Here is a 13,944-nt window from a genome sequence, read left to right as displayed (position 1 = left end):
GCTGAGCGCCATCCCCGCCAGAATCAGCGTCAACAGGGGTGCGCTGCGACCAAAGCTGCTTAATGAAGCGATCATAAACACGCCGCAGACAACCAGCAGTGCACCGACAAAGGCAGCCAGAATCAGCCACGGGATCTGCCAGGTCGCCGTGATGACAGTAATACTGCCAGCGATCAGGAGCAGTGCGAGCGTGGCTCCCAAAGCGGCACCACTTGAGGCACCAATCACAAACGGATCCGCCAGTGGATTGCGAAACACTCCCTGAAATGCAGCACCCGCCACCGCCAGGCCGCCCCCCACGCAGGCCGCCAGAATCACACGAGGCAGACGGATCTGCCAGAGTATTGTATGTATGTAAGAGTCTTCTGCCGGATTCCAGAGCCCCTGCCAGATCTGTTCCAGCGAAAGCGAGACCGCCCCGAAATGAATTCCCACCAGCAGCGCAAGCAACAGTCCCGCCAGTAAAGGCAGGAAACGCCAGGCCAGATATTGATTGCGAGGTTGCATGAACGGCAGCGTCCATTCGGAAGGTCAGGGTTTCGGAAAAGCTTCAGGGTACAATGCCTGGGCCACTTTTTGAAGCCCCTGCACCACCCGCGGACCGGGACGCGAAATCAGGTCATCTTCAATAATATAAATCCGCTGATTCTTCACGGCGGTCATTTCCTGCCAGCCCGGCCGCTGTTGTAATGTGGCAATCGCTTCGCGCGGATCAGCCTGCTGATTATTTTTGAGCCCGGGCAGCAGAATCACATCCGGATTACGCACGATCAGCGTTTCCTCACTGACCTGGGGATAGGCAATTTTCACATCACTGAAAATATTTTCCCCGCTCACCAGGGTGATCAGCTCACCGATGAATGACTCAGGCCCTGCCGTCATCAAAGGCTGATCCCAGACCTGATAAAACACCCGCGGGCGCCCCCGCTCCTGAAACGGTTTGATCTGTTCCTGAATCGCCTGGATATCCGCATTGATTTGATGGATTAACTGTTTTCCGCGAGATGTGTGCCCGGTCGCTTTCGCGATTCCCTGAATGGATTTCTCGATGTCCGCCAGCGACTGCGATTCAAAAGAGAGCACCGGCACCTGGATTTTTTCCAGCTGCTCTGCCAGCAGTCGATGATAATCACCGCCGAGAATGATCAGGTCCGGCTGCAGTTCTACCAGTGCTTCAAGGCTGATGCTGCCCGGGTTGGCAAACGCAATCTTTTTCAACTCACTGGTTTCCGGCGGATAATCACAGAGTGTCGTACACCCCACCATCTGCTCTGCCGCGCCAATCGCAAACAGAATCTCCGTGTGGGAAGGCAGCAGCGAAATCATCCGCTGGGGCTGCTTCTGAATTGTCACATCCTGCCCGCGATAGTCAGTCACCGTGACAGGGTACGCCACCGAATTCTGTGGCTCCCGCGTCTCTTTCGCTTCAGACTGCACCGCCTGCGCGGAACCCGGGCTGGTCGCTTCGGGTCGGCAGCCTGCGATCATTCCCCACAGGCACAACAGCAGACACAGTTTGTTTAAATGGCTATTCATAAGGTTGTTGGTATCGAATCCTTTCTCAAATTGGAAGTGGCAGACGCTGATTCATCATAAATCAGCCTGGAATGACCGTTTTCAGTCATTCCGGGCTGAACACAACACGGTTCTGATCCTGCCGATCACGTTAGTCCGCCAGGTTCACTTTCGCCCGCAGTGTCTTCGCGGCAGCCACCATGTTCTGTAAGGCGGGCCTGACTTCGTCCCATTTGCGGGTCTTCAGTCCACAGTCCGGGTTGACCCATAACTGTCGTGGCTCCAGCACATTCAATGCTGTTTCAAGCAGATCAACCATCCATTCCACCGTCGGCACTCTGGGCGAATGAATGTCATACACGCCCGGTCCGATTTCATTGGGATAGCGGAATTGAACGAAGGCATCCAGCAGCTCCATGTTACTCCGCGAGGTTTCAATCGAAATCACATCGGCGTCCAGAGCGGCAATCGCTTCAATAATGTCATTGAATTCGGAATAACACATGTGCGTGTGAATCTGGGTCTCATCTTCCACACCCGCTGCCGACAGGCGAAAACAGTCGACCGCCCACTTGAGATACGCGGGCCAGTCGGAACGACGCAGCGGCAAGCCTTCGCGAACCGCCGGCTCGTCAATCTGAATGATCCGGATCCCGCCGGCTTCCAGGTCCAGCACTTCATCACGTATCGCCAGGCCAATCTGCTGGCAGGTTTCGCTGCGAGGCTGGTCATCACGAACAAACGACCATTGCAGAATCGTCACCGGCCCGGTCAGCATGCCTTTCATCAGTTTCTGCGTGCAGGACTGTGCGTACTTTGTCCATTTCACGGTCATCGGTCCCTTGCGCAGAATATCACCGAAGATGATCGGCGGCTTCACACAGCGGGAGCCGTAACTTTGCACCCAGCCGTTTTTCGTGGCGAGAAAACCTTCCAGCTGTTCGCCGAAATATTCCACCATGTCATTCCGTTCGGCTTCGCCATGCACGAGCACATCCAGGTCGACGGATTCCTGATACTGAATATCACTGGCGATGCATGCCTGCAGAAACTGCTCATAAGCCGCTTCTGTCAATTCCCCTTTCTTGAACGCAGCACGCGCCTTGCGAATTTCATCCGTCTGCGGAAACGAACCGATGGTCGTTGTCGGAAACAGCGGCAGCTGCAACGCGTGCTGCTGCAAAACGTGGCGTTCTGCATAAGGACTCTTACGGGTCCGCATCGGTTCGGTCACGGCGGCACTGCGTTCTTTCACTTCCCGACGATGCACGCGCGGCGAATTGCGGCGGGCATTCATCGCGGACAGATTCTCATTCAAATCGTCTGCAACACTTTCTCTCCCTGTATTGATACATTGAGTCAGAACAGAGATTTCAGCCAGCTTCTGCCGGGCATAGGCCAGCCACTGTCGGATTTCTGAATCCAGATCGGTTTCGTTTTCCAGATCGACGGGCGAATGCAGCAGCGAACAGGAAGGACCGATCAGAATGCGATCCGCGCCAATCCGTTCGACCGCTTTCTCAATTAACGCCAGTGACTGTTCGAAATCGTTCTTCCAGATATTACGACCGTCGATCACGCCCAGTGAGAGCGCCACATCCGCCGGCAGTTGATCCAGCACGTCGTCCAGTTGCTCAGGAGCGCGGACCAGATCGATGTGCAACGCAGCGACCGGCAGTGAAACGGCGGTCGGCAGATTCTCCCCGAGAGGACCAAAGTAAGTCGTCAACGCGATCTTGATTCCGCCGGGGATCATCGAGAGCTGATCGTAGGCCCGCTGAAAGGCGACACGCTGCTCCGTCGTCAGATCGAGGACCAGGCAGGGCTCGTCGATCTGAATCCACGTGGCACCGGCAGCTGACAGCCGGGTCAGTACTTCCACATACACGGGCAGCAGGTGCTCGAGCAGAATTAAGCGGTCGAAGTCAGCGGTTCCCGATTTCCCCAGCAGCAGAAAAGAGACCGGGCCCAGTATGACCGGACGGGTATCGATGCCCAGGGCTTTCGCTTCCAGGAATTCGTCGATGACTTTCGTCGACGCCAGTTGGAACCGCTGATCAGGTTCGAACTCGGGAACGAGGTAATGATAGTTCGTATCAAACCATTTGGTCATCTCCAGCGCGGCGACACCGGCAGTGGTCGCGTTGACCGACTTGCCCCCTTTTCCGCCTCGCGCCATTGCGAAATAGGTTGTCAGATCAACGGTTCCGCCCGTCCATTGAAAACGGGCCGGGATCGCACCGACCATGGCTGTCGTATCCAGCACCTGATCATACAGCGAGAAATCATTCGACGGAATCTGTTCGATTCCTGCCGCCTGTTGCAGTTTCCAGTGTGTTGCACACAGGTCGCGACCGATCTGCTGCAGTTCTGCTGCGCTGATTTTTTCAGTCCAGAATTTTTCGACGGCTCGTTTCAGCTCACGGTGGGCGCCGATACGGGGGAATCCAAGATTCGTAGCAATAGCCATTCACAGGCTCCTTTTATTTTCAAATGAATAGGATGGTGAAACAGTTTGTGTTGCGCACCTTCTATAGAGTGTGCGCACCGGTAGCGTTATCGTGTCTGTGAAGTATTCCGCAAATCAGACGCAGACAGTGCGCAGACCGGGAGTGTGTTCACAAACCGTATTAAAAAACGATGAGTGGGTCGATGAGTTTAATGGTCCGAAACAGGACACGGCGTCGAGATAGATCGCGGCTGGCTGCGCGCAGGCAGAGACGTTCTTCCAATCAAAGAACGCAGCAGACCTGATATCTGCGCAGAGGGACTCTCAGAGTTCTTACGCAGTGAAAGACGCCTGCATCACAGCAGGCGCGCAACGGCAGTGTCCGTTTCAGACCAAGGGCATGTCAGACTCGTCGGCGTCTCCAACCCGTCTGTATTCGGGCGAGACATACAGCCGGTCACACCAGTGCACACGCTGCATATAAAGGGTCATACCTGTTTTCCTGTGAAAACCAAAAGGACGCTGGAAGAAAAGCCGCAATCAAGGCGTCTTCTCAATTCCAGAGTCAGAGCTTAACAGCCGCCCCCGATTGCGTCAACTTGAAAATCAGTCAAAACAGTCATTGGTTGAGATGACGAAACCTGACTTGATGACACGCGAATCTGAAGATGAGTTCCTGATGATTTTTTTCCTTCACTCTCGCCCTGTCGTCTATTGAAACAGGGCTTCTCTGCTTTATAACCAGCAAGCTATGGGAAACATGAGCGCCGTTTACGTTTTTCGCCACCACCAATGAGATTCCAAGAAAGGAAGAAATGAACTTTTAATTTGAACTGCGCAATCAGCTTGCACGCTAAGATTGTTTTCAATGGTTTCTTTCAATCCTCGATCAAGTACTCGCAGTTTTTCACTAATCTCAAAAGACAGATAGTTTTTGCATAATTCAAGACCCGACCGGAGTGACAGGACAAGCATCATCTCTTCATATTCAAGAATACCACCATAGTCTAAAATTCGTCTTAATTGCTCATACTTTTGATTCCATTTCGATTCGATTTCATTTCTTCGTACGTCGAGAAACATTTGAATCTGACATTCCGGTAACTTCTTACGCCATGCATTCTCTAACAACCCTGCTTGAGAAGCAGAGTTTAGTTCCTCATAAATTGTTGCCACATCGAAGGAGTACTCTTTAATAAGGGCATCATTTAAACTGTCTATCATTTTCAATAATTTGACTTTCACCATCATGTTACCTTTGAAAGCAGAAAGCAGTCACATCAATTCTGCAAGCCTGGTTAAACAGTGCTCGTATCCGAGATACCAGGCCTAACTAACTATTGCAAAACTGCTTCCATATCTACCCACACGATCAGTTTACCGTGTTCCTCTCCGAGAGACATTTACGATCATTTAAAGTTCATTTTTGTATCACATATCACACCGCGCACGAAAAAAGGGACCACCGGCTGGTGGTCCCTGCGAGGGTGCCTTGTTTTTTTGTTGCGGACGGATCAGTCCCAGTTTAATGAACCGGAGCTCTGGTATTCGGTCACGCGGGTTTCGAAGAAGTTCTTTTCCTTCGAGAGGTCCATCGTTTCGCTCATCCAGGGGAACGGATTCGAAGAACCGTACTGGGGGGGCAGGCCAATGCGTTCCAGGCGACGGTCAGCGATGTGCTGCACGTATTCGCGGAACAGGTCGCCGTTCAGACCGAGGATGCCGGTCGGCAGGCAGTCTTTGGCGTACTCGATTTCCAGCTCGGCGGCATACTTGATGCGGTCGATAATCGACTGCTGGAACTCGGGAGTCCAGAGACCCGGGTTTTCCTGCTTGATGCCGTTGATCAGGTCGATGCCGAAGTTCAGGTGAATGGTTTCATCCCGCAGGATGTACTGAAACTGTTCGCCGATGCCGGTCATCATGTTACGACGATGGAACGAAAGCACCATCACGAAACCGGTGTAGAAGAAGAGTCCTTCCATGATCAGGTAGTAACCGATCAGATTTTTCAGGAAGGCCTGGGCCCCTTCGAAGGTATCGGTTGTGAAATCGTGATCGAGAATTTCCGAGGTCAGCTCCATTTCCAGCTGATCTTTTTTCGCAATCGCGGGAACTTCGTGATACATGTTGAAGACTTCCGACTCATTGAGCCCGAGGCTTTCGACGATGTACAGGAAGGTGTGCGAATGCACGGCTTCTTCAAAGGCCTGACGCAACAGGTACTGACGGCATTCCGCATTGGTCACATGCTTGAAGATGGCCAGCACGATGTTGTTGGCCACCAGGCTCTCTGCAGTCGCAAAGAAGCCCAGATTCCGCATGATCACGAAACGTTCGCCATCGCTGAGTTTGCTGGAACGCCAGGTTTCAATGTCCTTGGTCATGCCGACTTCGGTGGGCATCCAGTGGTTGGCACAACCATTCAGGTAATGTTCCCAGGCCCAGTGATACTTTAAAGGCATCAGCTGGTTGACGTCGACCTGAGAGCAGTTAATCAGGCGTTTTTTATCTGCTTTGAAACGGCCTGTGGGAGTATCCCCCACTGGAGTGACCGATGTATTGGAATTTGTATTTGCATTAAGGATTGTCATCATAACACCTTTTTGAAATCCATTTATTGAATAAGACTGAACACGTTTGAGAGCGGGGATGAAAAGACTGTGATTACTGGCAGGCCTCGCAATCACCGTCCAGGTTACAGCTTTCGCCGGGCGTCACCATCGTGGCGGCGGGCTCCCGGTCGACCTGAATATCCCCTGAAGCACTGGCGTTTTTCATCCAGCGGGGCTGAATGCCAAACTTGTTGACGTCCACGGTTGACTTCTCAACCTGGGTGGCTGCCAGTGTTCGCAGATAGTAAGTGGTCTTCAACCCGCGTTCCCAGGCCAGCATATACATCTCATGCAGTTTTTTGCCGGAGGGTTCTTCCAGGTAGAGGTTGAGTGACTGTCCCATATCGATCCATTTCTGGCGATGGGCGGCACACTCAATGGTCCACTTGGGTTCGACTTCAAACGCCGTCAGGTAACGGGCCTTCAGTACATCGGGGATCCGCTCAATTTCCTGAACCGAACCGTCATAATACTTGAGGGCTTCCAGCATGTCCGCATCCCACAGATCGACGGCTTTCAGGTCGTCCACCAGCTGGCGATTGACCTGGGTGAACTCGCCGGAAAGATTACTCTTCACATACAGATGTTTGTAGGAAGGCTCAATCGATTGAGAAACACCGATGATCGTGGAGATCGTCGCCGTTGGAGCAATCGCCATCACGTTACTGTTACGCATGCCGTTGGCAGCGATGGAATCGCGAACGACCTGCCAGTCCAGGCGGGTCTGGCGATCGACTTCGACCGGAATACCCCGTTCTTTTTCATACAGGTCCAGCGTGTCGATGGGTAACAGACCCCGATCCCACTTGGAACCGGTGTAAGAACCATAACGTCCCCGCTCGCCGGCCAGTTCCGAAGAAGCCAGGATCGCGAAGTAGGAAATGGCTTCCATGCTGGCATCGGCAAACTCAACGGCCTGCATGCTGGCATAGCTGATGCCCTGGGCCAGCAAGGCATCCTGGAAACCCATGATTCCCAGACCGACGGGGCGATGCTTGGTATTCGAGTTGCGTGCTTCGGGAGTGGGGTAGTAATTGATGTCAATCACGTTATCCAGCATCCGCATTGCAGTCCGAACGGTTTCTTCCAGCATGCCCAGGTCAAGCTGACCATCGACAATGTGCAGCTTGAGGTTCACTGAACCCAGGTTGCAGACCGCCGTCTCATCCCGCGAGGTGTTGAGCAGGATTTCGGTACAGAGGTTACTGCTGTGCACAACGCCGACATGATCCTGGGGAGAACGCAGGTTGGACGCATCCTTCCAGGTAATCCAGGGATGTCCGGTTTCGAACAGACGTGTCAGCATTTTACGCCACAACTCGACAGCAGAAATACGGCGGAACAGTTTGATTTCGCCGGTCTCTGTCATGCGTTCGTATTCGGCGTAGCGTTTTTCGAAATCATGACCATACAGATCGTGCAGATCAGGCACATCATTCGGGCTGAATAAAGTCCATTCACCATCTTCGCGGACGCGACGCATAAACAGGTCGGGAATCCAGTTGGCAGTGTGCATGTCATGGGTACGACGTCGATCATCGCCTGTGTTTTTACGCAGGTCGAGGAACTCTTCGATATCCATGTGCCACGTTTCGAGGTAGGAACAGACAGCGCCTTTGCGTTTTCCGCCCTGGTTCACGGCAACCGCGGTATCGTTGACCACTTTCAGGAACGGAATCACGCCCTGGCTCTGGCCATTGGTACCACTGATGTGAGAGTTGGTCGCCCGGATCTGTGTCCAGTCGTTCCCCAGTCCGCCGGCCCATTTGGAGAGCTTGGCATTGTCGGCAACACACTTGAAGATGTGATCCAGATCGTCGTTCACCGTCGACAGGTAACAGGAGCTCAACTGCGGATGCAGTGTGGCTGAGTTAAACAGCGTCGGCGTTGCCGATGTAAATCGGAACGAGGAGAGGATGTTGTAGAACTCAATCGCCCGGCCGGTGGCATCCCCTTCTTCCTGAATCGCCAGTCCCATGGAGACCCGCATCCAGAAATACTGGGGTGTTTCAATGCGTCGGCCACCAATGTGCAGCAGGTAACGATCGAAGATGGCCTGCAGACCCAGGTACTGGAACAGGTGGTCCCGTTTGGGTTCGAGTGCCAGGGCGATGCGGCTCAGATCGAACTTATGCAGATCGGCTGTCAGTCGTTTGGCGGCAATGCCGTCTTCCAGGAACTTGGGAAAACGATCGACATACAGCTGATTCAATTCATTAACGTCCGAGGGTGCATTTCCCAGGGCGTCGTTATAGATAATTTTCAGCATCAGTCGTGAAGCAACCGTATCGTAGGCAGGATCACGTTCAATCCGGGTACGGGCCGCCAGAATCATCGCACGGTACAGTTCTTCGACAGAAATACCATCGAAGATCGAACGCATGACTTCTTCCAGCAGTGCTTCCGCGGAACAGTCGCCTTCCAGTCCGCGACAGGCATCGGAAAGTCGTGCCAGAATGCGGGCTTCATCAAAGGGAACCTTGGTCCCGTCTGTCAGAATCACATGAAACCGGGGCGTTGTGGATTTGATGGTTTCGGATTCTTCCACCAGGTCAGACGATCCACGGAGTGCACGCAGCTTGGCGCGTTCTGCCCGATAGACGATGTAGCGGCGGGCAATGCGATAGTGCCCGCGTCGCATCAGCATCATCTCGACGACGTCCTGAATTTTTTCAACTTCAACCCCGGCGTCGGAACTGGCCGCGGCTGCAATTTCATTGGCGACCGACTCGACCATCTCCGGGATTTCCATCCGGATTTCGTCATCGAGTGGTTGATTATCCGCAAGGTTCAGTTCCGCGCGGAAAGCGTTGGAAATTGCCCGACCGATCAGCGATGCATCAAAGGGAGCTGTCCGTCCCCCGCGCTTCGTGACGACCCATTCTGTTTGCGCTCGAATCATTCGATTGCCTCCTTTAAATGGAATGCTAAAAATCCGGCTGTGTCCATGCCGACAGCAGCTTGTGTATCAATGAGAAACGTTGTGATGAGACCGCAGTTGCACGCACAGTGCCCCACAATGAGCGAGCTCGCGACAGAAGGCCAGGAATGTAACAACAGACAAGACAGGGAACATGAAGAGACGGGAGCAGGCAGGCAACATTTCCATGGTGCATGAACTGGCAACTCCGTTTGCTCTTACGAACCCCTCACTGATCTGAAATTCGATTTCTAAAACCATCTGAATGTGAGAGCTGAGGATCCACCAGACCCCTGAGAGACAGGTTTTATGAGCAGGTTGCAGGCATGTTGTGCAGTCTGGAGAGAGACAAGAGCACGGCCCGGAACTATTCAAATCAACACTGTCAGAAGGTCTGGTAAAACCACCTTTTTCTTGACCCACACCGAAACACTTGTTTAGCACTTTGTGTGAGCCACTCACTCGTAACACCCAATATAGTGTGTATATTTCAGTAGTCAATACTAAATGTTGGACATCGTCCAAAGATGTCAAGAATCATTAGCGAGACTCTGCAAAACACTGTATTTGTAGAAACTACACACAAATTTCATTCAAATCCAATCTTCAGATCACGGAATATTGTAAAAGAATTTTTTCTGAACCGGCTGACCGTCAAACTTTCAAATGCCCCCTCATCTTGCAAAAAGAGACCAGCTTGAAAGAGGGCAAAACATCAGATTACGCGATTCTTCATCAGAGTTTCATGCAGTCTGTTTCCTCATACAACCTGCTGATGGCCTGGCAAATCAACGATTCCTGCCCGTGATACGCCGCATCAGACTCTGGCAGAGCATTATACCAAACTCGAAACGGGTTACCTGGGGACGCTGTTTCCAGACATTGAACTGCTGCCGTTCGATGTGATCGAGTATCTTCAAGCCTCCCCGGATAAACAGATCGATGTCCACCTGCAGGCGACCGGGAAGCTGTGCGATCAGAGGCACTCCCTCCAGCAGGTACTGCCGCGCGCGTTGCACTTCAAACGCCATCAATTTCTGAAATGACTCGTTGAATTCGTTCCGCTCAATCTGCTCTCTGGTATAGCCGAACTGCTCGCAGTCTTCCCGGGGAAGATAGATGCGGCCGATGGCGAAATCACGGGCGACGTCCTGCCAGAAATTGGCCAACTGCAATCCCGTGCAAATCGAATCGGACCAGGCCAGCGTTTCTTCGGTAACCGACTCGCACAGGTGCAGCACCAGCCGCCCCACCGGATTGGCGCTTCTCTGGCAGTACGAAAGCAGTTCTGCAAACGTCTGATATTCGCTGATCCGCTGATCCTGCTCGAACGCCTGGATCAGGTCATCGAAGGCGGATTGAGGCAAGTCATATTTGACAATAGTGGGAGCCAGCGCAATAAATACCGGATGCAGACAGGACGTGGATGACGGCTGCGCATCTTCCGCGGCATTCTGAATACTCTGATAGCATTTCACCAGTTGAGACCGCCACCAGGCGAGCAGGTTGAGTGACTGGTCGGCGTCTTCGATTTCATCACCCAGATCGTCGGCCCAGCGGCAGAAGGCATAGATGTGATAAAAGTGCGGACGCAATTCCCGAGGCAGCGCCCACGAGACGACGGGGAAATTCTCGTAATGCCCGAGGGCGATTTTACGGCAATACGCCTGGGCCTCAGCCAGGGAGACTGGAGCATCCGTTCCCTGAAAACAGGGGGAATCGGGCCCCCAGGCCGCCAATTCATGCTCAAATGCCGTCATTTAGCCGGAACTTCCCAAACGCATAGCGCCAGTTGATTAACAATCGTCTCCCAACTGGATAATCTATAAGAAATATGACTCAACCGCTTACTATGCCAGAAGCCGTCGCAGGCGGCCTGTCGAGTTCTGTTTCATAACCGCCCGGCATCAGCACGCTCTGAATGCCAGCAGAATATACATACTTCGAATCGGCGGGCGCTCAACAGATTCTGATACCAGCAGACTAAAGGGATACAGGTCTCAAGGCTGGAAATCAAGAGAGCCAACCCAATCCTGTTCGATTCACACTGAAAACGCTTTCCAAAGAAAAACGTAAAACCATGGCCATTCCCAAAATTGCTATCGTGGGGCGCCCCAATGTTGGCAAAAGTTCCATTTTCAACTGGCTTGCCGGCCACCGTGTGGCGATCGTCGACCCGACCGCTGGTGTCACCCGCGATCGCGTGACGTATCTCGTTCATGAAAAAGATCGCTATTTTGAACTGGTGGATACCGGCGGAATCGGCATTACCGACAGTGACGATCTCTCAGAAGACATTGAACGCCAGATCCAGGTAGGCATTGATGAAGCCGACCTGATCCTGTTTGTCGTTGATGGTTCCCTGGGGGTGGCACACCTGGATGAAGAAGTCGCCACGCGATTACGGTTGATTGAGAAACCCAAAATCCTGTGTATCAACAAATGCGATTCCACCAAAACCGATGACGAAGCAGCGCAGTTCTATCACCTGACGAATTCCCCCGTTGTGCTGACGAGTGTCAAAGGGAACCGGAACCGGAATGAATTACTCGATGAGATCATGGATCAGCTCCCCCCGGCAGAAGAGCTGGAAGAGTCGGAGGGGGATTCGCTGTCGGCGGATCCCGAACTGAAAATTGCCATTGTCGGTCGGCGGAATGTCGGCAAAAGTACCTTCATCAATGCGCTGGCTGAGTCGGAGCGGATGATCGTGAGTGAAGTCGCCGGCACGACCCGCGACAGCGTCGATATCCGGTTTGAATTCGACGACAAATCATTTCTGGCCATTGATACCCCGGGCGTACGAAAACGGAAAAGCCTGGCGAACGACATTGAATTTTACGGCTTAACCCGGGCGAAACGCAGCATCCGTCGCGCCAATGTGGTGCTGATGTTTTTTGATTCGCAGGAGACCGTTTCCAAAGTCGACAAACAGCTGGTCGCCGAGATTGAAGAAAACCATAAACCCTGTATCTTCGTGATTAATAAATGGGACCTGGGCCGCGAAAAGAAAATGACCTCGGAAAAATGGGATGAATATCTGACGTCCCAGTTCCGTACCATGCGGCACGCCCCCGTGGCGTTTGTAACCGCGAAGGACTCCCGCAACATCAAGCAGGTGATCAACCTGGCACAGACGATTTACAAACAGTCACGGATTCGTGTCTCGACCGGTCGCCTGAATAAGATCGTCCGGGCAGCCATCCAGAACAATCAGCCCCCCTACTCCAAAAACCACCGTCCCAAAATTTACTACGCAACACAGGTGGCCACCGAGCCGCCCACAATCGTCTTGAAATGTAACGACCAGAAACTGTTTACCGACTCCTGGAAGCGTTACCTGAGCGGCGTACTGCGGGAAGCACTCCCGTTTAAAGAGATCCCGATTAAAATCTATTACCGCCCGAAAGATGCGAAAGACGAATCGAGCCCCAGCCTGGACATGGTCGAGCAGGAAGACTTCGAAGTTTTCAGCCCGAACGAGCATCGAAATCAAAAAGGGGATACAGTCTAATCGAATTTCATTGTCTTGATGTGTGCATTCGCGGCGTCTGCCAGTACGTCGCGGAACATCCGGTCTGGATTGTCGAAAAAGGCGATGCTGATTCCGCGATCGACAGAGCGAGTGGCCAGTAAACTCAGCATCGGTGTGGGAGGAACATAGCGTTCCATGTAAATGAGCCGCATGCCAGGCCCCTCAAGATTCAATAGACGCTCAAAGTACTGCATTGCCAGATTGTCATCGCGGGCCAGCACAGCGCCTTTCACCGAGACGCGCAGTTTCTGCCATTCTTCCGGCGTCAATTCTTTTTTCCAGGCCATGACCTGCTCATGCATGGTATCGAGTTGACTCGACGCTGCTTCGGCAATATTCGCTTGAATCATCGGCAGCATACTGCGCGTGAAAGCATGCAACTCTTCAGTGCTGAACTCCTGCCGTTGAATCACCTTTTCCAGGAACTGCCTGGAATCAGCCAGAAGCTGTTGCTGCCGTTTGAGGCTTGTTGCTTCCAGCGCCATGTGCTCGATCTGTTTCTCAACGCGGTCGATCTGCCTATGATAGTCAGCCAGTTGTTGCAGACGCTGCGTGTCGAGCTGGCCGGCAACGGGTGGGCCGAGCATAAGATAGATCGCTACCGGCATATGCGCAAAGACTTTTACCGTATCGTACCGTGGAAGAAGCATTTCCGAAGTCGTTTCCGACCCATTGCGGACCAGAACGAGCTTTCCATCCTCAAGCAGAATGATCGGCCCGCCAGAGGCGAGGTCTAACTTCCTGGCGACCGCATGCGCATTGATGAACTCACGATTCAGGTTCACCAGCGCGGTGCTCGCTGCTGCATTGATCTCTTCTGATTCAGCGGTGTGGGGCAATATCATCAAGATCAGGCCCGCGAAAATCATTCGTCTCATGTTCCTGCCTCCCTGGTATGGAATCACCTTTC

At 52.9% G+C, this 13,944-nt stretch carries 9 protein-coding genes; 1 reads left to right on the top strand and 8 read right to left on the bottom strand.

Translation table 11 applies throughout. The annotated features are described in order from the left end of the window. From AACZ40_RS23090 to hpnC, 7 genes are all read right to left on the bottom strand, one after another. The coding region (locus AACZ40_RS23090; protein ID WP_339676009.1) for an iron chelate uptake ABC transporter family permease subunit at positions 1 to 507 on the bottom strand (507 nt) is incomplete at its 3' end. A 24-nt stretch (positions 508 to 531) separates the two neighbouring features. Further along, entirely contained in the window at positions 532 to 1,536 is a 1,005-nt protein-coding gene (locus AACZ40_RS23085; protein ID WP_291168425.1) for a cobalamin-binding protein, read from the bottom strand. A gap of 130 nt (positions 1,537 to 1,666) precedes the next feature. Then, a complete protein-coding gene (metE, locus tag AACZ40_RS23080; RefSeq protein WP_339676007.1) occupies positions 1,667 to 3,985 on the bottom strand; it encodes a 5-methyltetrahydropteroyltriglutamate--homocysteine S-methyltransferase in 2,319 nt (772 codons plus the stop codon). A 750-nt stretch (positions 3,986 to 4,735) separates the two neighbouring features. After that, positions 4,736 to 5,215 carry a hypothetical protein gene (locus AACZ40_RS23075; protein ID WP_291168429.1) on the bottom strand — a complete coding sequence of 160 codons (480 nt, stop codon included), beginning with the start codon at positions 5,213 to 5,215 and terminating at the stop codon, positions 4,736 to 4,738. A gap of 263 nt (positions 5,216 to 5,478) precedes the next feature. Beyond that, on the bottom strand, positions 5,479 to 6,561 hold the full coding sequence (locus tag AACZ40_RS23070) for a ribonucleotide-diphosphate reductase subunit beta (RefSeq protein ID WP_291168431.1): 1,083 nt from the start codon (positions 6,559 to 6,561) through the stop codon (positions 5,479 to 5,481). Positions 6,562 to 6,631: 70 nt separating this feature from the next. Next, the gene (locus AACZ40_RS23065) at positions 6,632 to 9,481 is read right to left on the bottom strand and encodes a ribonucleoside-diphosphate reductase subunit alpha (protein ID WP_291168432.1); all 2,850 of its coding nucleotides are present in this window, start codon (positions 9,479 to 9,481) and stop codon (positions 6,632 to 6,634) included. A gap of 806 nt (positions 9,482 to 10,287) precedes the next feature. Further along, entirely contained in the window at positions 10,288 to 11,259 is a 972-nt protein-coding gene (gene hpnC, locus AACZ40_RS23060) for a squalene synthase HpnC (protein WP_291168434.1), read from the bottom strand. A gap of 320 nt (positions 11,260 to 11,579) precedes the next feature. Here hpnC and der point away from each other — a divergent pair, with 320 nt between their 5' ends. Further along, a complete protein-coding gene (gene der / locus AACZ40_RS23055) occupies positions 11,580 to 13,013 on the top strand; it encodes a ribosome biogenesis GTPase Der (RefSeq protein ID WP_291168436.1) in 1,434 nt (477 codons plus the stop codon). Here der and AACZ40_RS23050 read toward each other — a convergent pair. Continuing rightward, the gene (locus AACZ40_RS23050; RefSeq protein WP_291168438.1) at positions 13,010 to 13,912 is read right to left on the bottom strand and encodes a hypothetical protein; all 903 of its coding nucleotides are present in this window, start codon (positions 13,910 to 13,912) and stop codon (positions 13,010 to 13,012) included. The genes der and AACZ40_RS23050 overlap by 4 nt on opposite strands. Between the last annotated feature and the right edge of the window lie 32 nt (positions 13,913 to 13,944).

The sequence above is a fragment of the uncultured Gimesia sp. genome, assembly GCF_963972345.1.
Lineage (GTDB): Bacteria > Planctomycetota > Planctomycetia > Planctomycetales > Planctomycetaceae > Gimesia.
This window is presented reverse-complemented; position numbering and strand designations above follow the sequence as displayed.

Excerpts from the sequence above, each read along its gene's own strand:
- AACZ40_RS23070 (WP_291168431.1), bottom strand. The coding sequence starts at position 6,561 with ATGATGACAATCCTTAATGCAAATACAAATTCCAATACATCGGTCACT.
- hpnC (WP_291168434.1), bottom strand. The coding sequence starts at position 11,259 with ATGACGGCATTTGAGCATGAATTGGCGGCCTGGGGGCCCGATTCCCCC.
- AACZ40_RS23085 (WP_291168425.1), bottom strand. The coding sequence starts at position 1,536 with ATGAATAGCCATTTAAACAAACTGTGTCTGCTGTTGTGCCTGTGGGGA.
- der (WP_291168436.1), top strand. The coding sequence starts at position 11,580 with ATGGCCATTCCCAAAATTGCTATCGTGGGGCGCCCCAATGTTGGCAAA.
- AACZ40_RS23065 (WP_291168432.1), bottom strand. The coding sequence starts at position 9,481 with ATGATTCGAGCGCAAACAGAATGGGTCGTCACGAAGCGCGGGGGACGG.
- metE (WP_339676007.1), bottom strand. The coding sequence starts at position 3,985 with ATGGCTATTGCTACGAATCTTGGATTCCCCCGTATCGGCGCCCACCGT.
- AACZ40_RS23050 (WP_291168438.1), bottom strand. The coding sequence starts at position 13,912 with ATGAGACGAATGATTTTCGCGGGCCTGATCTTGATGATATTGCCCCAC.
- AACZ40_RS23075 (WP_291168429.1), bottom strand. The coding sequence starts at position 5,215 with ATGATGGTGAAAGTCAAATTATTGAAAATGATAGACAGTTTAAATGAT.